This is a genomic window from Vibrio sp. PSi01, from assembly GCF_054960695.1.
The window spans coordinates 76,353-97,985 of the sequence record NZ_JBHNYN010000009.1; the positions used below are offsets into that span (position 1 = coordinate 76,353).

Sequence of the window (21,633 nt, forward strand, 5' to 3'; positions counted from 1 at the left end):
AGCACTTATGTACTTATGTACTTATGTACTTATGTACTTATGTATTTACGCACTTAAGTACTGAGCCCGGAATGAACGAAAAAAGCCGTCTATCAATACCCATTGTCATCGGTATCAATAGACGGCATACACTTTATTGTTCTAGGTACTTAACACGAACTTCTTTGATTTTGCCGTCAAATTTGAACGGCATATCATCATAATAAGCTTGTGATACTGGCGAGCCTAAATCAGAGCCAATATCAAACCCATCATTGAATGAGAAGAACGAAGGCGCTGTTTTTGGAACCACACCAGAGGCGAACGTTTCACCATTCACCTTGATGGTGATATCGAAAGGCGTAAACGGCCCCGGCTTAGTCGCTTTAGATTCAACTTCTATCGTCACTTCACCTTCTGGTAACACTTTCTCAGATTGGATATGTGTGTGTTCCATCAAAAACAGGTTGTACTCATAGTTAAGCTTTCCGTCTTTCACGTACACCGTCATACCACCTGAGAATGCACCGACCGCGTAGAGCACACCATTCGTATCAGGAGTAACCACCGCATCAAACTCGACGAGCGTAGAACGGTTGCCGACTTTTGGTGCTGCAATTTCAGGGATTCTGGTGATTTCATCAGGATACGTCCATAGCGTATATTTACTCTCTGGCGCATCTTGCGGGCTGTGTGCTGCAGTAGACCATAATGATCCACCAATCGGGAAGGCTTTGTTATCCTGCGCTTCTTGCTTGAAAATCGCCTTCATTTCTTCCAGTTTTTCAGGGTACTTATCAGCCAGATCAACCGCTTGAGACCAGTCCTCATCAATGTGGTATAGCTCCCATTTATCAGTTTCAGGGCTCCACTCTCTAAAACCTTCGGGCATACCTTGAACCCAAGGTGCTCTTGGCCCAAACGCACTCGCAAACCAACCATCATGATAGATACCGCGACTGCCTAAGATCTCAAAGTATTGGGTTTTCTTCTGCCCTTTCACATCCGCATCGTCAAACGAATAAGTCATGCTTTTACCATCGATTTCATCTTGAACATGACCGTTGACCACTTTAGGTGGTGTAATGTCTAAGATGTCGTAGATAGTAGGCGCGATGTCGTTAACGTGATGGAATTGCGAGCGTGGCGTCGCATCGGGTTCAATTTTCGCTGGCCAACGCACCGCAAGAGGTTGACGTGTTCCACCAAAATGAGCCGCAACTAACTTGGTTGATTTATAAGGGGAGCTGCCTGCCCAAGCCCATGCCGCATGCGCCATGTTCTCAAATTTAGGACCGCCTAGCTCATCAATTGAACCGACCTTGTTCATCGCTTCAATTTGTTGCTTTGTCGTGGTTGGAATGGCGTTTTGAGCGAGCAATTCAGCAAGCGTGCCGTTTTGCCCTTCCGATGACGCGCCATTGTCACCCCACAAGTAGAAGAAGACAGTGTTGTCTTTGTAGCCAAGCTCATCGATTTCATCGACCAAACGACCAACCTGAGCGTCGGTATGCTCAATGAAGCCGGCGTACACTTCCATTAAACGTGCTTGGAATGCTTTTTCATCTTCAGGTACATCGTCCCACGCAGGCATACTTTCTGGCCTTGGTGTTAGCTGCGCGTTTTCAGGAATCCAGCCCATTTTCTTGGCTTTTTCGTATACGTCTTTTCTGTATTCATCCCAACCAGCGTCGAATTTGCCCTTGTACTTATCAGCCCATTCTTTGGTTACATGGTGAGGGCCGTGTGCCGCACCACTAGACCAATACATCATGAAAGGTTTGTCAGGCTGCAAAGACTTGTGCTGACGCATCCATTTGATCGCTTGATCCGCAAGATCTTCACTCATGTGATAGCCTTCGCGGTGGATTTTTTCTGGATCAACAAACGTGGTGTTTTCCACCATAGTCGGTTCATATTGAGATGCACCAGCACCAACAAACCCATAGAAATATTCAAAACCATAACCCGTAGGCCAATTATCAAAAGGCCCCGCAGCTGTGGAATCTAACGGGTGAGTGTTGTGCCATTTACCAAAAGCAGAGGTTGAATAACCGTAGTTTTTAAGTACTTCAGGAAAGGTCGCACTGGTTTTCGGGATCACCCCTGCATAACCATCCCAATCGTTAGCATATTCCGCAATAACACCCGCGCCAACACGGTGATGGTTTCGACCAGTAAGCAATGAAGCTCGTGTAGGCGAACACATCGCTGTCGAGTGGAAACGGTTGTAGGAAATACCTTCACCAGAGATTTCATCTAATGTAGGCGTATCGATTGGACCGCCGTAAGTCGACGTTTGGCCAGGACCTACATCATCGATCATCACGATGACGATATTAGGAGCATCTTCAGGTAAATGGTTGGAAATAGGACGCTTGTTATGAGTAGATTCAGCAAGAGTATGTTTGGCCACCGAGGTCGATGGCTGACTAGGAAACGGTAAGACCTCTTGTGCGACAGAACCCGCAGCAAAACAAGACATCATGATGGCACTAAGCTTTTTCATTCGGACACCTTTGAGAACAGGAATTAACTCCGGTCTACCTGTTGTGCTAAAGACATCCGTATACCGTCATTTAGCGAAGCAAAATAGATCAGAGATGTAAAACTCAATGGCGAGGGGTCAAAGAAAATAGCCTCAGCACCAATGTAGTTTTTCAGTGCTAAGGTTATTCAAAAGGGGGATATGCAGGTAGAGCGTGGCGTTTATATCAGCAATAAGTGGGGTTTATAGTACTAATCCGCGCATCCTAGGTGTGCTCGAATAGTTTCTCTAACTTTTATGTGGTTTTCTGTTTTTTGATAGCGTCGATGGTAAGCCAGACAGTATTCCAATGGCTTATGCTCTATCGGGTTTTCCAGTACTTGAAAATTTAAACGCTCTTGCCAATTGAGTGCAAGATGTCGAGGTACGATCGCAACTCTATCGCTGATGGTGACATCAAGCAGCATCGCTGAAATTGAATGGGTCTTGCATTGGATATTCCTACTTTTTGGACTCTCCAAGCGGATATGTTCGAATCCATCCATTCCTTTCCATTGGGTAGCTAATGCGACATGCCCCTCTTCATAGAATTGATTCCGTGAAATATGACCATGAATTCTTGGATGGTCACGACGGCACACAATAACGGTCGATTCCCTGAATAACGGCTCAGTGACAATGGAGTGGTCTTTGACCATAAATATACCCACGGCTAAATCGACAGATAACGATTTAAGTTGGTGCAGCAGTATTTCCTGATCTAATGGAGTATGTTCTATCATCATTGACGGTAGAACGGGCAAATCCAATGCCAGCGCCTCGTTCACATAAACCGAATAAGTAAAACGCTCACTCAAGGCATTTTGTATTTCATCAAACCCAACGCGAAATCGAGTGGCTAAACGAATGGCCATCGCGGTCGGTTTCATCGTCCGCCCCTCTCGATAAAACAGGGGCTCACCAATCTCTTGTTCCATTCGCTTTATAGATGCACTCACCGCTGGTTGCGTGATACCTATGGTTTCAGAGGCTTTGGTATAAGAGTGATACTGGTAAACTTCTAAGAATACTTTTATCAAATTCAGATCAAAATCCATGGTTTACCTTCTTACTCCGCAGCAATGTTTGTATTTTATACCACTTCCACAAGAACAGGATTGATTACGACCAATGGTCACCGAGCTTTTGCTTACAACTGCTGTCAGCTTCACATCTTGATAAGCCAATGCCCACATGATTTCATCTGCAAAACGACCAACAGATAATAGCCTACGCATTTCTTTCATGTATTGAGCACTGTACTCGAAGAATTTTTTATAGCCTTGGCAAAAATAGTTATGCCCTGGATGTCCGCTTGAACTGCGTTCAAAACGATGTTTTGGACACCCTCCATTGCAGGCAAACTGAAATGGGCATTTTTTACAGTCGGGAGTCAATGTTGTTTGTTTTTGTAGACCGAATTCAATGGCTTGCTGGCTGTTATTGCATTCAGAAATCGATTTATGATGAATATTGCCCAAACGATGTTCAGGGTATACATAATGGTCGCAATTGTATAAGTCCCCGTTCGCCTCAAGAGCAAAAGCATGACCACAACGTTCAGTAAAATGACACATTCCAGACTGCTGTCCGCACCAAGCACTCAACGTACTATCAAACATATTCACAAAAATGGAGCCCACATCTTTGCGTACCCATACATCAAAAATATCACAAAGAAATTCGCCATAGGCTTGCGAAGGCACCGACCATGACGTCACTTCCGCTAAAGACTCATCGGGTAAGACAAGTTTTAAATCCGTTTCAGAACATGTTTGCTTCGCTCGTTCGACCAACGGAATAAACTGAATATACGTTGAACCAATCTCTTTCAAATGCTGATACACCCGCTTTGGATGCTTTACATTTTCATTATTGACGACGGTAAGCGTATTAAACTCAACACCATGCTTTTTTAACAATTCGATACCTTGCATAACTTGAGCATGTGTTTGTTTACCCGAGCGGGTGACTCGGTAAGCATCGTGTAGATCTTGTGGCCCATCAATGGACACACCGACTAAAAAGTGATGTTTTTTGAAAAACTCACACCAAGCATCGTTAAGCAAAATACCGTTGGTTTGAAAGGTGTGTTCAAGTTTTTTTCCCTTTCCGTACTGTTCACATAACTGCATGGCTTTTTCAAAAAACGCGAGCCCCATCATTGTTGGTTCACCGCCCTGCCAAGTAAATTGAACATGGTTGTTGCTTTGAGCTTCAATGGTCTGCTTTATATAGGAACTTAGCGTGTCATCACTCATTCGCCAGTTTGTTTGACGTTCAGGATAGAGTTGGTGTTTTTCAAGATAGAAACAGTAACTGCAATCAAGATTACAGACAGAGCCGGTCGGCTTGGCCATTACGTGACAATTGTGAGGTGCTTGCATGAGTGAACCTTATAGTCAGCCCATCCATTGTGGCTAATTAGTGAGAAGCGTCCATAAGTGTGTATCACCATTCTATAGGTTCAGTTTCTGGCTAAATAGTCGGTGGTGGTTACATTTACTATAAACAGGATTTATAGTTCATACCTCTGAATAGCTCAAATCCACGACCACCGACAAATATCGACACATTTTAGTGATTAACCAAAGCCTTCTTCTGCTCTCTACTCTTATATTCTTCTGCTTTGGTTCTGGGTGAGTTTAAAGTGTATAACTCGACATCTAGGCTTGTTAAACGAATCAGTGACGATAAGAAAGGGTCACAAAGTGAATACGGTTATCTTCATAACTTCCTGTTGGCTGGAGTGTCACGTTGTCGGCTGTGATATCCGCGGTTCCATTATTTTGATATTGATACGCTAAACCTAACTTGTTGCCAGATTCAAGCTCATACTCACTACCAAACCCAACGCGCCATTGCTGGTCAACGGGCAGTAGTACGTCTCGCTCATTCTCGTTCACTGGAGAAGAGTCGTAGCTAGCGCCACCATAAATCGTAAACTTATCCATCTTATGCGCTGCGCCAACGCCTACAGAATAGGTCCATGTATATTTGTCGTCATAATCTTCCCAGTTTTCAAACTTAGCGTTAACCATTACATCGGTTTGTTTGGAAAGAGCATGCTTAAGCCCCAAGTCGATACTAGTAACCCAAGACAAATTCGCGGTTGGATTCACATCTAGCGACGTTTCAATATCAATTTCATGGTCTGTTTTATGGCGATATTGCAGACCCAAGTGTGTATTGTCGCTCAACGTGTAGTAAGAGCTCAGAGCAAAAGAAGGAGCAACACTGTCACCGGTAGCAAGTTCTTCCAATTGAGTGTTCACGCCACCAACGACGTCTATCTTCATGTATTGAAGAATCAAAGAACCGCCAAGGGAGAGCTTGTCTGTAACTTGATATGAAACACCAGTTGTAATATCGACGACAGCAATAGCATTCTCTGAAATGGCATTGATTGGATTAGCGCCGACACCATTGCTATATTCAGCACCTAAGCCACCCGCGGAATGAAGACTAATTCCAAGTACCGCTTTCTTATTCACTCTTTTAGCATAAGAGGCGTGAGGTGCGATTAATCCCTTTGAGGCTTCAGTGCTTTCTCCTGAATCATCACGAGTGAACTGGTTGAATACATTGATATACTGAGCGCCCGAAACATACGAGCGATCTTCAATGCCAGAAAGTGCAGCGGCGTTTGAGATTGTTGCAGAAGAGTCAGAACTATTTGTAACGTTGGCGGCCCCTGCTGTTGCAACGCTTTTGGTTGTCGCTATTTGAGACATGCTTAAGCCAGCACTATTGACCCAAAAGGGGGAGAGAGTGGCACATGCAACCACAACATTGAGAGCGACTTGCGTCATCTTCATTTTATAGATTCCTTAGGATGTTTCGAGAGAATTTTTCGGCGTATTGCACACATGCAACAAGCCCACACTTGAACCATCCGCAATAAAAGCTAGAGCGTTCACGTAATTAGTAATTAAGTGGCGCCCGAACCTTTCTTGTCATTCAACTCAGCCACAAAACTCAATATTGTCTTGGATTTCGTTTAACTTAGACCAATTTCACTTGTAGATTTTCGATGCCCCGATTCATATCCGCATTTAACGTGTCATCACTCATTTAACAATTGATTAGGTGTCCAGGACAGAGTTGGTGTGTTTCGAAATAGAAAAGGGAGTTGCAACCAAAATGACAAACAGAACCCGTCGACTTGGCCATTAATGAAAACGGTCCATATAAGTGTGTTCCATTATTCTATAGGTTCGGTTTTGGTCTAAATAGTTGGTGGTGATTACATTTACTATAAACAGAATTTATACTTACTAACTTCGCAGTAGCGGGCTGAAGTTGGTTGCTTAGTCGGAGGTAATCTTGGGGAATATATCCACTTAATGAGGTTACTATTTGTAAGTCAGACTCCACTATCTAGAATAAGTGGGAGTAGACAACGTAACGCAGAGTTGGGCACTTTTGAGCTAGAAAGTGCCACGGTAAAAGTTCAACCTGAGAAGATTCTGGACAGAAACTTGCTAGCTCTTCAGCTCTAATTACAGCGTTCCGGTTAATTTTTAGTATCGCAAGCCATCATTAACAGCCAGTAAACGAGTAAAGGAATATTGAAAACCTAAAAAGCGACTGTTCGTTATTGCCTTTCCAACAGTATCTTTCTCAACAAACTTGCCAACTGATCTTGTTCTTGGCTACTAAGTACGCTCAGCATGTTATCCATATTAGCAACATGTGCATTTAATGCTGTGTCCACCAACTCAACTCCCTTTTGAGTCAGGGTAACTTTACAGCTGCGTCTGTCTTCTTCACTGGCAATACGTTGGACAAAACCACGTTTTACCAACTGTTCAATACGTGTACTGACCGCACCAGACGAAAGCATCAGAGTTTGATACAGCTCAGTAGGAGTGACCACAGTATCGCTGCGGCGCATAGTAGCCAAAATATCAAACTCAATACTACTCAGCCCATGTTCTTGAAAAACCGACTCCAAATTCTTCTTCCATATACCACTGGTTCGACGTAATCGCCCGACAACACCCATTGCTGAGCAATCCAGATCCGGCCTGACTGCAAGCCATTGAGCAAGAATTTTATCAACTTTATCTGATGTCATTTTTATCTCTCAAGTAAATATCTTTTCAAAAATATACTTGATTAAAGATTAGGCTTCCATTACTTTAATAAAAGTATCTTTTGTAAAAGATACTTTTATTAAAGTAATAACTAGTCAGTTAAGGAGAGTTATGAACAGGATTCAACAAGTTAAGACAATAGCGTTAACCGCAATTGCACCTATTATCTGGGGCAGTACCTATATAGTCACAACGGAAGCGCTACCTCCAGAAAGTCCGCTTATTGCTTCAACAATCCGTTCGCTTCCTGCTGGTATATTGCTTGTGCTTATTAGCCGAACGGGGCTAACTGGATTGTGGTGGCTCCGTATGGCAGTGCTAGGTTTTCTGAACATCGGGCTATTTTTCTATTGCTTATTTTTCGCGGCAACCTACCTACCGGGTGGCATGGCATCGATGGTGATGTCTATTCAGCCGGTGATTGTAATGATCATGAGTTGGTACCTATTGAGTGCCAACTTCTCTTCACAACAACTGACCGCTAGTGTGTTGGGAATTCTCGGCGTAGGCCTGCTAGTGCTTAACAGCTCAGCCGAAATCAATATTGAAGGTGTGGCTACCGCCATACTTGGAACGCTGAGCATGGCTTTAGGCGTGGTGCTGACAAAAAAATGGGGACGTCCTACGGGCATGACGATGCTTGGGTTTACAGGTTGGCAATTGTTATTTGGCGGCATCATTTTGCTACCAGTCTCGCTTTGGCTAGAAGGCGTTCCAAACCAACTTACGTCAATCAACTACCTAGGCTATGGATACCTAAGCCTGATTGGTGCCGTTTTGGGTTACTTTCTGTGGTTTCGCGGTATCGAGAAACTGCCTCCGGTGACCGTCTCTTTTCTCGGATTTCTAAGCAGTGTTTCTGCCTGTTTTCTTGGATATCTAATCCTAAATCAAACACTGACCTGGCCCCAATTACTTGGTGCCTCTGTAATTCTATTTTCAATTGTGCTGGCTACGCCTCGCTCACCATCAAACCAATCAACTAACACAATTTCAGACCGTAAAAAGGAATTAATATGAATATTACAATCGTATCAGGAAGTCAAAGAGCGCATTCTCAGAGCCTAAATGTTGCCTATTACCTACAAACACTGGCTGAGCCTCATTTTGACAAGGCAACCGTTCTCGATTTACACCAACTGAATCTACCGTTTTGGAATGAAGGAGTATGGCAAGACAGTGAGGAGTGGAAACAATGGAAACCTGTCGCTCAAATCCTTAAGAAATCGGACGCGTTCATTTTTATTACCCCAGAATGGCATGGAATGGCAACGCCGGCATTAAAGAACTTTTTGATGCTGACCACTGACGAGGAACTGGCTCATAAAGCAGCGCTGCTGGTGAGCGTTTCAGCGAGCGTAAATGGTGTCTACCCGATCAGTGAATTACGGATGACGGGTAATAAAAACAATCATGTGTGTTTTCTGCCTGATCATCTGATGTTTCGTAACTGCGAAGATATTCTGACAACTGAACACGAATGTACCGACCTGAATCTGCATGACCGCAGCGAATATACCATGAAGCTACTAGCTGCCTACGCTAATGCACTAGCTCCAGTGCATCGCGATATGATCAATATAGGTAAAAAGTTCCGCTATGGGATGTAGCCACTAGCAATACAAAAGTCACCTGCCCAAACATGTGGTTCTTGTTAAGAACGAAGATGAGTAGTCATACGCTCGCTTATAATTATCCTAATTATTCGAATACACCGTATAAGGATAAAGTGAGCGTAGTACCCTATTCATCTTCATATTAGCTCTGGGATTGAATGCCTGAATTAACAGCCTATAAATAAAAATTAGCACTAACAATAATTGGATCAGAAGCGGTTTAGATAGTTCCATTGACTGTGCTTCCACAAGCTCTTACTACAAAGGGGTCACTTCAAATGCCTGCCGCCATCAAGGTGCAAAGTCCTTCCTGTCATATAATGACTAGCCAGAACAAACTTAATACCATCTATCACTTCTTCAAAGCCTGCCTCGGCCGGAATCAGAGCTTTTTTCAGAGCTTTGGTTTTGTACGCCTCATCGTCATTTTCATTAAACTTAATCATAGCTGGAGAAACGGTATTTACTTTCACCTTGGGAGCCAGCATTGCAGAAAACGATAGCGTCAGGTTGTTGAGCGCTGCTTTACTAGCAGCGTAGGCAATGTGTTTTTTACTGCCTTTTTCCGCAACGTAATCACTGATGTGAATGATGTCTGAAGTGTGATCGTCAGACATCAGTTGGTCTTTGAGTGTTAAGTTGATCAGATAAGGCACGGTGGCGTGAATCGTCATCATCTGGTGCATGATTTGTGATGCATTTTCACTTGGATCTTTCTTGTTCTCAGGCTTCCAGTCGGAAGCGTTGTGTATGATGGCTCGAATTACCTTGTATTCTTGACTAACGTAGTCAAGAAAGCCCTCTAAGCTACTTTGTTGATAAAAGTCTACCTGTTGCAAGTCTGCCCCGTTGTCTCGCAATAGCTGTAATTGGGGATAGTGGCTGCGGTAGGTGCCAACCACTTTGTACCCTTCCGCTAGAAGTTGCTGCGCCAAAGCGAAGCCTAGACGTTTTCCAACGCCAGTTATTAGTATGGTTTCACTCATCGTAAAAACTCAGCTCTGGTTTGAGGGTTAGTTTTGAAGATACCACCGAGAGCGGTTGTTGAAGTTTCAGAGTTGGCGTCCATGACACCTCTAGATTTAACGCAATAATGGGTTGCTTTAATCGTCACGGCCACGTTTTCTGTTTCAACTAGAGTCTGTATCGCGACCAAAATTTGCTGGGTAAGGCGCTCTTGGACCTGAGGGCGCTGAGCAAAGAATCGTACAATGCGGTTTATTTTAGACAGCCCAAGAATCTTGTTTTCAGGGATATAGGCCACTTCTGCTAAACCATCGATGGTAATGAAGTGATGTTCGCACGTCGAAGTTAAATCTATATTCGATACCTTGACCATTTCATCAACCGACATTTTGTTGTCTATCACACTGATTTTTGGAAAGTTATCATAATCTAGACCTGAAAATATCTCATGAACGTACATCTTTGCAATGCGATGGGGTGTTTCAGCGAGACTGTCATCGGTTAGATCCAACCCAAGCGTACTGACAACTTCCGTTAAAAGTCCTTTAATGCAGTTGTACTTCTGATCAGGATTCATTTCGCTCGGTATCATCGGGGTTTCAAGTCCTTTTTCGAGCAAAGCTTCTCTTACTTTTTCGGCTTCCGTATTTAACATGACTCACTCCTTATGAATTATTGTCGTTATCTGCTTCATAGCTCAGGGTGAGCGAAACAGAGTCGGCAAAACGCAGAGCATGAGGCTTGTCAATTCTCACTTGAGCGTATTGAACCCATGGATGGTCGATACAAATGCCGAGTACGTCGCTTGTTAACTTTTCAAGAAGCAGAAATCTTCCTGATTCGACGTGTTGAATAATTTTTTTGCAGATATTTTTGTAGTTGAGAGCATTGTCCACATCATCAGAGAGACAAAGTTTATTAGCGGGGTAATGGATTTCTGCATTGATGACGATGTCTTGCTGCTTGGTTTTTTCTTCTTCGTTAAAGCCGATGAAGGTTCTTAATCTGAGATTTGTGATGGTAATGATAGCGTTGTGATTCATAACAGTGTCCAATCCTTAGAAAGTGAAGTCAGTTACGTGCATGTTTTAAGAAAAGATCATTAGAACGCGAGCGATTACAATTTCAGTCATTCATTTTGCAGTCGTTGCAAGGGCTTAATGAAACTGAGATCAAAAGGGATGGGTTTAGTTTTCTGACTTAACTGGTCAAAATTTTTCCAGATCTGTTGAAACGAAATGTCTAGAGTGGGGTGAAGTGTTTGCGCGGCAATATCGACTAACGGCCTGAGCACAAAAGCGTATTCGGTGATTTCGCCTCTAGGCAGTTCTACCCCGTCGATCATGCCCACTTGATTGCCATAAAGAAGTATATCGATATCCATCGTACGTGAAGCATACGCTTTAGTCTGACGCTTACGATCATTCTCTATTTCAATTTGATGTAGAACCTTAACCAGTTCTGCGACAGAGAAGTCACATTCGAATCCAACGACTAGATTTAGGAAATTATCCCCTTCAAAACCAACAGGCTCGCAATCGTAGAAATTAGAAATGTGTAGGGGTGCAAAGAGGTGACTTAATGCCTTAAGAGATTCTGTGATGTGATGTTCGCGGTTAATGTTGCTTCCGATGCTTACATAGACTGTAGCCATATTATTTTCTTCCTTTTTAGTTGGCCTATACGTCCAACTCGCTATGAAGATCAGCTATGTACTCCTTTTAATGTCAGGAAGATAAAAGAAAAATACGCATCTGTGGCAAATTTAGATATTCACGCAATAGAACCATTATCTAGAACAATTCCCATGCGAGCGCATATGACGGTTGATAAGCTGTAACACCAATCTTGAAGATGATGATGCACAGAGCTACAAATAGCATTAGCACTAGACGCACCCCACTGAAAGCCTGCTCTGAGCACAACAAGCATGGTGTGCTCCTCATCATGATTATCGACTCTTTTCGATGCATGCTTGGAGGGGGTGCCATCGTGGATAAGCAGTATCGGTTTGATTTTTGACCTAAACCATTGTTGGACAGAGCTTTGTCAACATGAATAACACCGATTGAGAGGTTCGATAGGGGTAAGCGAGTTTTATAACCCCCTACCCCATTCGCTTACTCTTTGGTCTGGTGCCCCGTCTTCTTCGCAAACTTTTGCATCGCCTCGGCAAACGTTGTTGTCCCGCCTTTCGCTTGAACTTGCACCACCTTATATCCCATATTTTCCAGCGCTACACGCTCTGCTAACACGGCTTTGTCATCTTGTTGACTGCCTTTAACAGGCTGATGAATGTAACACCCCTCTAGTTGACCATCTTCGACCAGTTGGTGGTGTTTCAGTGCATTGATATCAAAATTCATAGTAAGTCTTTTAGTTTAAGTTGGGGAGTCACTGCAGCAAGGCCGGAAGTATTTACAACTTTATCGCATATACCAAAAGGCATTTTAACCCCAAAAAGCTGACGCTGATACAGGAATCCACTGACATGTAATCGAGTACTATTTACCTTAGAAAGGGAGAGGTATGCAACGCTCCACCAAATGGTTCGATCCATGCTCAAAACACAAGAAACGCGAGCTAGACCTTGCTCAGTGGCTCACAGACGATGAAAACAGGTTGATAATCACTACGCCAGATAAAATCAAAGCGATGCCAATGATCGCGAAGATATCGAGTTTTTGTCCGTAGACCAGCCAAGACAGAGCTGCGACCAGCACGATCCCTGCCCCACACCAAATCGCATACGCCACACCCAAAGACATGGTTTGCACTGTTAAAGACAACAGATAAAAGGCACAGCCGTAGCTAGCCAATACTGCGGCAGTAGCCGGTAAATAAGTAAACTGTTGCGTTTTAGGCAATAGAGAAGTCGCGACAACTTCAAGCACGATGGCGAGTGACAGCATCACTGGCGGTGGGAGAGATAAAAGCATGTTTAGGTCCACAACATTAAATTCGGCGGCTAGAATATTGTAGTTTTATGTCTAATTCATGTGTTTTTCAGTAAGTAATTATTATGACATACCCTAAGAGAGCTTAACCAGAAAACCAATGAATAAGTCCCAACCCACTCATTCATTTAAAAACAAAAGAACCCGCTAACTCATGGCTAACAGGCTCTTTTTAATCGAGATATCAAGACACTTAGTCTTTAAAAAAGCAAAGCTGCAACGTTTAGTTTACTGTCGTAGAGCCTCTAAGAATATCGCGCTTCACTTCACCTTTCAGATCGGTCAGTGTTTGCTGGTCGATATCAATCAAGAAGTGGTCACTCGCTTGGCCTGTTGCGAATTTTTCAAGAATGACAAACAAGCTACCAAAACGAGAGCGGAATACCTCTCCCACGGTATATTGGCCAAGGTCACCCAGTTCAGAATCCACCGTACCATCAAATTCTGAAAGCTCTCGGCTTAGCAACTCGTATTGGCGAAGTTGTGTTTCACCGATATCACGGAATGCCAGTTCGTCTGCATTACGTAGTCGGTAGAAATCTGTCGCTAGTAGCTCACCGCTCCACTCTGCAAAATCAGCTAATTCTAGTCCTTCTAAAGAAGCCAGCTTTTGAGCAACAACCTTAGCTGTCTCCCAATCTCGTTGGAATTGCTCGTAGTCATCCACACCATTTTCAACACAAGTACCTACGTCGTAGCCGAGTTTGTTCGCTAGCTGACAGACCGTGAAGTTGGTTTGTAGCTGAGACATAATCATCATCTCTTCACCGTTCATTTCCATGATCATAGCGCGCATCTCTAGCGGCCAGTCACCCGGAAGGAAACGCAGACGCGTTAGTTCACGGATGTGCCAATCAGTCAGTTCGTAGTAGTTTTCTGAATCCAAAATGTCTTTGTTCCAGATTTTCGCTTGTGCTTCTGGGTCTCCGACTGCAGCTTGAGTAAGGTACTCATGCTCTTCTTCATAGTGACTGAATAACTCGTTGTAACGTGCCACTTGGTCGATAATTACTGTCTCAACTTCGATCTGATTATCTGGGCGAATATTTAAGAGCTTATATGCAGGAACATAACCCGCTAGCGATGGTGCTTGGATATTAAAAAGGGTGTGCTGAACGCCATCAATATTGAAGCTCTTCTTACCTGTATCGTTAAAGTGCATGTGACCGCCAACGTGGATATTTAAGCCAGTCGCTGCCAATGCGCGGCTGGTATTGTCGTCAGGCTCACGTGCAAGTTGGTGGCTACCTTCACCAAACAAGTCTTCAATCTCTTCAGAAGCGCCGTTATAGAAATCGGTCATCGGGAAGTGCGAGAAGGAAACCAGCGTCTTGTTCTGCTCTTTCGCCGCCTTTACCACATCAGAGATCCAATCGATCACATGCTCTTTGTGAGTCAGCATCATGTTGTAACCAGCGTTGCTTGAACCGTCAAACGTGCCACCATCGACAGAATTATCAGACGAGTTTTCTTTCGGGCGATAAACGTTCGCGTCGATCGCCAACAACCAAAGTCCTTTCACTGGCTCTACTAAGTAACTGGTATCCGGCACTTCAGAACAACTTGTGTAACCATTTTCTTTGTAACTGCCACCTGTGCCTTCGTAACAGATCTCATACATGCGTTTATCAAAGGCCGCTTCTTCTTTCGCTAAATCATAGCTGTAATTAGTTCGAGCTTGGTCGGTGCTGTAAGGGGTTTCAAAGTAGAGGTAATCTTGTTGAGGGTAGAAGCCGTGAGTACCAAGGATACTCATGATCTCTTCATAGCCCCACTCACGTACTTCTTCAGTACAAATCGTGTCTAAGCTGTCACCTTGGCCTGGAATAGTTGTCCACTCATCGTCATAACCAACACACTCTTCTTTACCAAGGCTGAAGATGCGTTGTTCTTTACCACCTTCTCCTAGGTAATCAGATTTACCTGCGGGAATTGTAAATGGACGCACTGGATCGTGGTTACCAGGTGCTGCGAAAAATTCAAGGCCGTGTGTATCACGGTAATGGTCAAAAATACTAACCAAACCACGCATATGGACTGGCTGCCCGTCATCACTAAAGTCACCTGGCAAGGCCACATACTTCACACCACGCGCAACCACATCATCAAGTCCCGCTATCATCGCAAAGTAGTTTTCATTGAAAAGACGAGTAGAGTTCATTTGAGATTCCATCGTTCGAATTGTCGCATACTCACGACTATCCGAGTTGTAGAGTCCTGCGAACGAACCGTCTTCAAATTTACCGTAAACATCATGGAAGTGGATATCTGGCATGAATGCGACTTGTACTGCGCTCTCTAGATTACCGTTGTCATCACCTGGTGAACTATCACTTGGCGAATTCGAATTGCAACCAACCAGTGTGGCTGCTATCAAGCCTGACAGTACGGTCAATGTACTCTTTTTCATTTTCTCTTCCCAAAAAGTTAGAACTAAAAATTTGGCGAGGAGATTAGGTGAGAAAAATGACATTATTGTTTCGGATATCTTACAAAACGTTGCAGACAGAGCACTTATGCGACCTTGCTTCAATCCTTAAAATTCAATTAGTTAGTAACGATTATAAGTATTGATAACTCTATCGTAGGAATCAGTTATTAATATATAAGCTGGCATAACACAACCACTAAAACATCAATGATAACTATGCATTCAGACTATTTGGATAAGTAGCCCTCCATCAAAACCCGACTCGATCTGAATAAAGTAATTACTGGGAACACAGAGCAGATCTTCATACTAACTATTACAAATACGTAATAATCATTTTCTATTTAAGGGGATTATCAAAACATGCACTCACACCTATACTAGCTCCAACAAAACGAGAGAGCGGAAACAATTAAGCTCAACTACTCTTAACGGGTTGAAGCTAATTGCACAGTTATCCGCTGTACTGACATATATAGGAAGCATCCAATGACAATCGAAATTAAACCTGGTCAAACTCATATCAAATCAAAAGCAATGGTTGCATGGGCAGCTGGCGAGCCACTAAAAATGGAAGAAGTTGATGTACAACTTCCTAAAGCTGGTGAGGTTCTAGTTCGCATCGTTGCTACTGGTGTTTGTCACACTGACGCATTCACATTATCAGGTGACGATCCAGAAGGTATCTTCCCTTCAATCCTTGGTCACGAAGGTGGCGGTATCGTTGAGATGATCGGCGAAGGCGTGACAAGTGTTGAGATTGGCGACCACGTTATCCCACTTTACACAGCTGAATGTGGCGAATGTAAGTTCTGTAAATCTGGTAAAACTAACCTATGCCAAGCGGTTCGTGAAACGCAAGGTAAAGGCCTAATGCCAGACGGTACAAGCCGCTTCTCTATCAATGGCGAAACAATCTTCCATTACATGGGTTGCTCTACTTTCTCTGAGTACACGGTACTTCCAGAAATCTCTCTAGCGAAAGTAAGCAAAGAAGCACCACTTGAAGAAGTTTGCCTTCTAGGTTGTGGTGTAACTACAGGTATGGGCGCGGTACTGAACACAGCTAAAGTTGAAGAAGGCGACAACGTTGCTGTATTCGGCCTAGGCGGTATCGGTCTTTCTGCAATCATTGGTGCTCGCATGGCTGGTGCTAACCGCATCATCGGTGTTGATATCAACGAGAGCAAGTTCGAGCTAGCTAAACAGCTTGGCGCAACTGACTGCATCAACCCAACTAAATTCGACAAGCCAATCCAAGACGTTATCGTTGAGATGACAGACGGCGGTGTTGAGTACTCTTTCGAGTGTATCGGTAACGTAAACGTAATGCGTCAAGCACTTGAGTGCTGCCACAAAGGTTGGGGCGAATCAGTAATCATTGGTGTTGCGGGTGCAGGTCAAGAGATCTCAACTCGTCCATTCCAACTAGTAACTGGTCGTGTATGGCGTGGTTCTGCTTTCGGTGGTGTTAAAGGCCGCTCTGAGCTTCCAGAAATCGTTAACCGTTACATGGCAGGTGAGTTTGGTCTTCAAGAGTTCATCACTCACACAATGGGTCTGCAAGACGTAAACGAAGCATTCGACCTAATGCACAAAGGTGAATCTATCCGTACTGTTCTACACATGGATAAGTAACACCCCTCGGTCTTGGCACTTAGGTGTCGAGACCACAATTCTGACTTAAACATCAGAGCGAAACTGTCTTCACCACCTCCTGCCCGGTGGGTGGTGAAACTTTAAGTGATATAGACAAATTTACTCCCAAACCATCAACCTAACGGAGCACAATAGATGACAATCGAAAACATTAGCCAAGCAAAGGTTGCTGGTGGTTGGCACAAACAATACACCCACTTTTCTGCAACGCTTGACTGCAACATGCGTTTTGCGATTTTCTTGCCACCTAACGCAAGCAAAGAAAACCCAGTTCCTGTTTTGTATTGGTTATCAGGCTTAACCTGTACCGATGAAAACTTCATGCAAAAAGCCGGTGCTTTCAAAGCCGCGGCTGAGCAAGGTATTGCTATTGTCGCGCCCGATACTAGTCCGCGCGGCGAAGGCGTTGCCGACAACGCAAGCTACGATTTAGGCCAAGGGGCAGGCTTCTACGTGAATGCCACTCAAGCACCATGGGACAGTCATTACCACATGTACGATTACGTGGTAACAGAGCTTCCAGCCCTGATTGAATCATTCTTCCCAGTGACTTCGGTGAAATCGATTTCTGGTCACAGCATGGGCGGACACGGTGCCTTAACGATTGGCATTAAAAACGAAGATAGCTACCGTTCTATCTCGGCATTCAGCCCAATCACCAACCCAATGCAATGCCCTTGGGGACAGAAAGCATTCAACCAATATCTAGGCTTAGATATTGAAGAGTGGAAACACTACGACGCTTCTGAACTTCTAAAAACCAAAGGCACTAAGCTGCCAATGTTGGTAGACCAAGGAGAAGCGGACAACTTCCTAATTGAGCAGCTAAAGCCTGAGCAATTGGTAGAAGCAGCAAAGACAACCAATGCCGATTTAGAACTACGTATGCAGCCAGGTTACGACCATAGCTACTACTTCATCTCTAGCTTTATTGATGAGCATATTGAGTTCCATGCCGCTTACCTAAACAAGTAATCACCGTTATTTAACCCACGCCTTGCAACCGTAAGGTGTGGGCTTTTTTATGACTGTTCATTACTCGCACAAATAAATGTAAACCAAGGTTTATGAACAGTGTGTCAATTCATTCAAACTTCCTAACAGACAGGTGATACTTTCACTCATTCATACTCTTACAATCAGCAAATCAAACCTGTTACCATAGCGCCTTCAACATCACCTATTTTGAAGGTTGCTATGAAAGCAATTAAGATTCTTTTCTTCCTGATGGTTTTATTGAGCGGTCTGTTTACCGCTTGGCTGTTTATTCCAATTCCAGCGACCATGGACAAGCAAACGCTCGATGTTCCATTAACGGAACCATTCAAGCTTGTGGCGTACCGCAGCAACCCGAATGACGCGAGCAAGCCGCTGACATACCACTACTATGTGATTTCAGATGTGGTTGGCGTGGACGACATGGACCCGTTCCTAGTTACCACAGACCAGTTCGTGAAGCTTGGCGAATTCGACGAAAACACGTTCAATTTAACGGTTAACGGTAAGATCGAGAGCTACACCAACGATTTATGGATCAAAAAATCTGACGGCAAGCTTCAGCACTGGTACGTGAGTATTGATGCAAACTATATTCGTTAGCGTCGAACTCAAATAGACCCGATTCTAAAACTGCGCTTAAGCTTCCAAGCGCAGTTTTTGTTTCTAGCGCAATTTTTTCAAGCCGCCCGCTTTAAACTCTCCATCACTTTTCCACCACTGCCGTGTTCTTAAAAATACTACAATCAGAGCAGGTTTTATAAGCTCTTGAGATAAGATAAGCTCCACCTATACTCGACTCCCAATAAATCAAAAATAATAAAGGATCACCCGTGGAATTTACGCTCGACAAATTTAACGGCATCATCATTGACCCAGCAACAGCCCCTCACGATGCTGATTCATTCAATGCCGAACTCAGCGAGATCACCGAATTTTCAAATCAGAACAACAAAGGCATCATTTGGATTAGCTTGCCTATTTCATTGTCGCACCTTATTCCGGTGGCGACTGAACTTGGCTTTGTATTTCACAACTGTCTAGAAGACGAGATTACGCTGATCCATAAATCTGAGATTGTAGAGTTTGTGCCTTTCATCCCCACCCACACTTTGGGTGCAGGCGCATTGATCACTAACGAACACAACCAAGTGCTGATGATCAAAGAGCACGGTATGACTGGCTACAAGTTACCTGGCGGTCATATTGAGTTGGGCGAAGGCATTGAAGAATCAGTAATTCGAGAAACATTGGAAGAGACAGGTATCGAAGCCACATTCGTTTCTGTGGTTGGCATGGCGACAAGGCACCCGTATCAATTCGGTAAATCGAACCTCTACTTTATTTGTCACCTTATCGCTCAAACCCAAGAGATTTCGATTCAAGACACTGATGAAATTGCAGAAGCTAAATGGATTGATGTTGAAGAATATATTAACAACCCCGACAGCTACCCGTTTAACCGCCAGTTGGTCGGTACTCTGATCGGAAAGCAAGGTTTGGAGCTCACTCAGTTAGAAGGCAACTATGGCCCTGTCCACAAGCCAGAGATCTTCTTTTCGCAAAGCTAGAACGATTCAAGCATAAAAACGCCCAACTCAAATGAGTTAGGCGTTTTGCTTTCACTTTTTGTTTTTCTTAATATAAGCCAACTGCGTTGTTAATTATTCTTTGTACCCATGATTCATTCTCATACTTTTAAAACAAACCAGTATTAGAAGAAGCCCAACGGATTAGTATCGTAGCTAATCAACAGATTCTTCGTATTTTGGTAATGATCGAGCATCATCTTGTGCGTCTCACGACCGATACCCGACTTCTTGTAACCACCAAACGCCGCGTGTGCTGGGTAAGCGTGGTAGCAGTTCACCCAAATACGACCTGCTTCGATGTTGCGTCCCATGCGATACGCTAGATTTGCATCTCGAGTCCACACACCTGCACCCAAGCCATATTCGGTATCATTGGCAATTTCTAGTGCTTCCGCTTCGTCTTTAAAAGTGGTTACCGCGATAACAGGGCCGAAGATCTCTTCTTGGAAGACACGCATCTTGTTGTTGCCTTCGAGCATGGTTGGTTGAATATAATAACCGTCCCCCAAATCATCAGGTTGTTGCGCAATTTCACCACCAGTTAGCACTTTAGCGCCCTCTTGGCGACCTATCTCAAGATAGCTCAGAATCTTATCAAACTGCTCTTTTGAAGCTTGCGCACCCACCTGAGTATCGGTATCCAATGGGTTACCTTGCTTGATGGTTTGCGCACGCTCGATCACCTTGGCGATGAACTTGTCGTACACCGATTCATGGATAAGAACACGCGACGGACACGTACATACTTCACCTTGGTTGAAGAACGCAAGCAGCATGCCTTCGACACACTTATCTAGGTAATCGTCTTCATGATTGAAGATATCTGGGAAATAGATATTTGGAGATTTACCACCAAGCTCAACCGTTGAAGGAATCAAGCTTTCAGCCGCACATTTCAGAATATGATGTCCAACTTCAGTTGAGCCAGTAAACGCCAATTTAGCCAAACGATCACTGGTTGCCAGTGCTTGACCCGCTTCGCTACCAAAACCATTAACAATGTTGACCACACCTGCAGGTAGAAGATCGGCGATCTTCTCCATCATCACCAAAATTGATGTGGGTGTTTGCTCAGCTGGCTTCATCACGACACAACAACCCGCCGCTAGCGCAGGTGCTAGCTTCCAAGCCGCCATTAGAATCGGGAAGTTCCAAGGAATAATCTGCCCCACCACACCAATCGGTTCTGGGAAATGGTAGCTTGCTGTGTTTGAATCTAACTCTGCTGCACTGCCTTCTTGCGCTCGAATACAACCTGAAAAATAGCGAAAGTGGTCAACAACCAAAGGAATATCTGCCGCTAGCGTTTCACGAACTGGCTTGCCGTTTTCCCACGTTTCAGCAACTGCAATTTCTTCTAGGTTCGCTTCAATACGATCGGCAATTTTAAGCAGGATGTTTGAGCGCTCCGTCACGCTAGTCGCAGCCCAACTTGCACGAGCAGCATGCGCGGCATCCAATGCTAAGCTAATATCCGCCTCTGTTGAACGTGCCACTTGACAGTAAGCCTGACCGTTAACAGGAGAAATATTATCAAAATATTCGCCACTCACAGGCTTAACCCACTCACCACCAATAAAGTTATCGTATTGAGCTTTAAAGTTCACCACTGCGTTATCACTACCCGGCTGTGCGTAAATCATAGTTCGATCCTTCTTTGATTTTATTATTCAATGTTGTATTTGTTTTATTGAACTTGTGTTGTTGAAAATACACGGCGCTTTCTCGTGAGAAGAGAGTCACCATATTTATACTTCCTGTTTAAAACACTGATACTTCATGTTTTCTTTACAACAGTAACAACGCAAATC

The 21,633-nt window shown here is 43.9% G+C and carries 19 protein-coding genes; 6 read left to right on the forward strand and 13 right to left on the reverse strand.

Translation table 11 applies throughout. The annotated features are described in order from the left end of the window. Positions 1-133: 133 nt before the first annotated feature. From ACFI6G_RS13845 to ACFI6G_RS13865, 5 genes are all read right to left on the reverse strand, one after another. Entirely contained in the window at positions 134-2,488 is a 2,355-nt protein-coding gene (locus tag ACFI6G_RS13845; RefSeq protein WP_462710311.1) for a sulfatase-like hydrolase/transferase, read from the reverse strand. Positions 2,489-2,718: 230 nt separating this feature from the next. Next, positions 2,719-3,564, reverse strand: a complete 846-nt coding sequence (locus ACFI6G_RS13850; RefSeq protein WP_462710312.1) for a LysR family transcriptional regulator — start codon at positions 3,562-3,564, stop codon at positions 2,719-2,721. Positions 3,565-3,567: 3 nt separating this feature from the next. Further along, a complete protein-coding gene (locus ACFI6G_RS13855; protein ID WP_016790095.1) occupies positions 3,568-4,893 on the reverse strand; it encodes an anaerobic sulfatase maturase in 1,326 nt (441 codons plus the stop codon). 297 nt (positions 4,894-5,190) lie between these two features. After that, on the reverse strand, positions 5,191-6,324 hold the full coding sequence (locus tag ACFI6G_RS13860; RefSeq protein WP_462710313.1) for an OmpP1/FadL family transporter: 1,134 nt from the start codon (positions 6,322-6,324) through the stop codon (positions 5,191-5,193). 779 nt (positions 6,325-7,103) lie between these two features. Continuing rightward, entirely contained in the window at positions 7,104-7,586 is a 483-nt protein-coding gene (locus ACFI6G_RS13865) for a MarR family winged helix-turn-helix transcriptional regulator (RefSeq protein ID WP_010432882.1), read from the reverse strand. Between the two features lie 130 nt (positions 7,587-7,716). On the opposite strand from ACFI6G_RS13865, the gene ACFI6G_RS13870 reads away from it, so the two are divergent. Continuing rightward, the gene (locus ACFI6G_RS13870; protein ID WP_016785536.1) at positions 7,717-8,625 is read left to right on the forward strand and encodes a DMT family transporter; all 909 of its coding nucleotides are present in this window, start codon (positions 7,717-7,719) and stop codon (positions 8,623-8,625) included. Beyond that, positions 8,622-9,215: an NADPH-dependent FMN reductase gene (locus ACFI6G_RS13875; RefSeq protein WP_016787557.1), complete on the forward strand. Its 594-nt coding sequence runs from the start codon at positions 8,622-8,624 to the stop codon at positions 9,213-9,215. Before ACFI6G_RS13870 ends, ACFI6G_RS13875 begins: the two co-directional genes overlap by 4 nt. Before the next feature lie 275 nt (positions 9,216-9,490). On the opposite strand, the gene folM is transcribed toward ACFI6G_RS13875, so the two are convergent. The 7 genes from folM to ACFI6G_RS13910 form a co-directional block, all read right to left on the reverse strand. Then, on the reverse strand, positions 9,491-10,207 hold the full coding sequence (folM, locus tag ACFI6G_RS13880; RefSeq protein ID WP_016766986.1) for a dihydromonapterin reductase: 717 nt from the start codon (positions 10,205-10,207) through the stop codon (positions 9,491-9,493). Beyond that, on the reverse strand, positions 10,204-10,842 hold the full coding sequence (gene folE, locus ACFI6G_RS13885) for a GTP cyclohydrolase I FolE (RefSeq protein ID WP_102363393.1): 639 nt from the start codon (positions 10,840-10,842) through the stop codon (positions 10,204-10,206). The genes folM and folE overlap by 4 nt, the downstream gene beginning before the upstream one ends. Before the next feature lie 10 nt (positions 10,843-10,852). Further along, positions 10,853-11,230: a dihydroneopterin triphosphate 2'-epimerase gene (gene folX, locus ACFI6G_RS13890; protein WP_010432847.1), complete on the reverse strand. Its 378-nt coding sequence runs from the start codon at positions 11,228-11,230 to the stop codon at positions 10,853-10,855. A gap of 86 nt (positions 11,231-11,316) precedes the next feature. Beyond that, on the reverse strand, positions 11,317-11,841 hold the full coding sequence (gene folK, locus ACFI6G_RS13895; protein ID WP_016766985.1) for a 2-amino-4-hydroxy-6-hydroxymethyldihydropteridine diphosphokinase: 525 nt from the start codon (positions 11,839-11,841) through the stop codon (positions 11,317-11,319). Positions 11,842-12,307: 466 nt separating this feature from the next. Then, positions 12,308-12,553, reverse strand: coding sequence for a hypothetical protein (locus ACFI6G_RS13900; RefSeq protein WP_010432840.1), 246 nt, complete (start codon positions 12,551-12,553; stop codon positions 12,308-12,310). A 228-nt stretch (positions 12,554-12,781) separates the two neighbouring features. Next, the gene (locus ACFI6G_RS13905; protein ID WP_016786018.1) at positions 12,782-13,126 is read right to left on the reverse strand and encodes a DMT family transporter; all 345 of its coding nucleotides are present in this window, start codon (positions 13,124-13,126) and stop codon (positions 12,782-12,784) included. Between the two features lie 241 nt (positions 13,127-13,367). Continuing rightward, positions 13,368-15,554, reverse strand: a complete 2,187-nt coding sequence (locus ACFI6G_RS13910; RefSeq protein WP_102385033.1) for a metallophosphoesterase family protein — start codon at positions 15,552-15,554, stop codon at positions 13,368-13,370. 510 nt (positions 15,555-16,064) lie between these two features. Between ACFI6G_RS13910 and ACFI6G_RS13915 the strand changes: the two genes are divergently transcribed. The 4 genes from ACFI6G_RS13915 to ACFI6G_RS13930 all read left to right on the forward strand — a co-directional run bounded on the left by ACFI6G_RS13915 (position 16,065) and on the right by ACFI6G_RS13930 (position 19,801). Continuing rightward, complete coding sequence (locus ACFI6G_RS13915) at positions 16,065-17,213, forward strand: S-(hydroxymethyl)glutathione dehydrogenase/class III alcohol dehydrogenase (protein ID WP_102387329.1); 1,149 nt, start codon at positions 16,065-16,067, stop codon at positions 17,211-17,213. Between the two features lie 156 nt (positions 17,214-17,369). After that, positions 17,370-18,209, forward strand: a complete 840-nt coding sequence (gene fghA / locus ACFI6G_RS13920) for an S-formylglutathione hydrolase (protein WP_010432829.1) — start codon at positions 17,370-17,372, stop codon at positions 18,207-18,209. Between the two features lie 222 nt (positions 18,210-18,431). Next, positions 18,432-18,833 carry a hypothetical protein gene (locus ACFI6G_RS13925; protein ID WP_010432828.1) on the forward strand — a complete coding sequence of 134 codons (402 nt, stop codon included), beginning with the start codon at positions 18,432-18,434 and terminating at the stop codon, positions 18,831-18,833. Positions 18,834-19,063: 230 nt separating this feature from the next. Further along, positions 19,064-19,801 (forward strand): NUDIX domain-containing protein, encoded by a 738-nt coding sequence (locus ACFI6G_RS13930; protein ID WP_010432825.1) that lies wholly within the window; start codon positions 19,064-19,066, stop codon positions 19,799-19,801. Positions 19,802-19,944: 143 nt separating this feature from the next. On the opposite strand, the gene exaC is transcribed toward ACFI6G_RS13930, so the two are convergent. Beyond that, a complete protein-coding gene (gene exaC, locus ACFI6G_RS13935) occupies positions 19,945-21,465 on the reverse strand; it encodes an acetaldehyde dehydrogenase ExaC (RefSeq protein ID WP_102387353.1) in 1,521 nt (506 codons plus the stop codon). Positions 21,466-21,633: the final 168 nt, after the last annotated feature.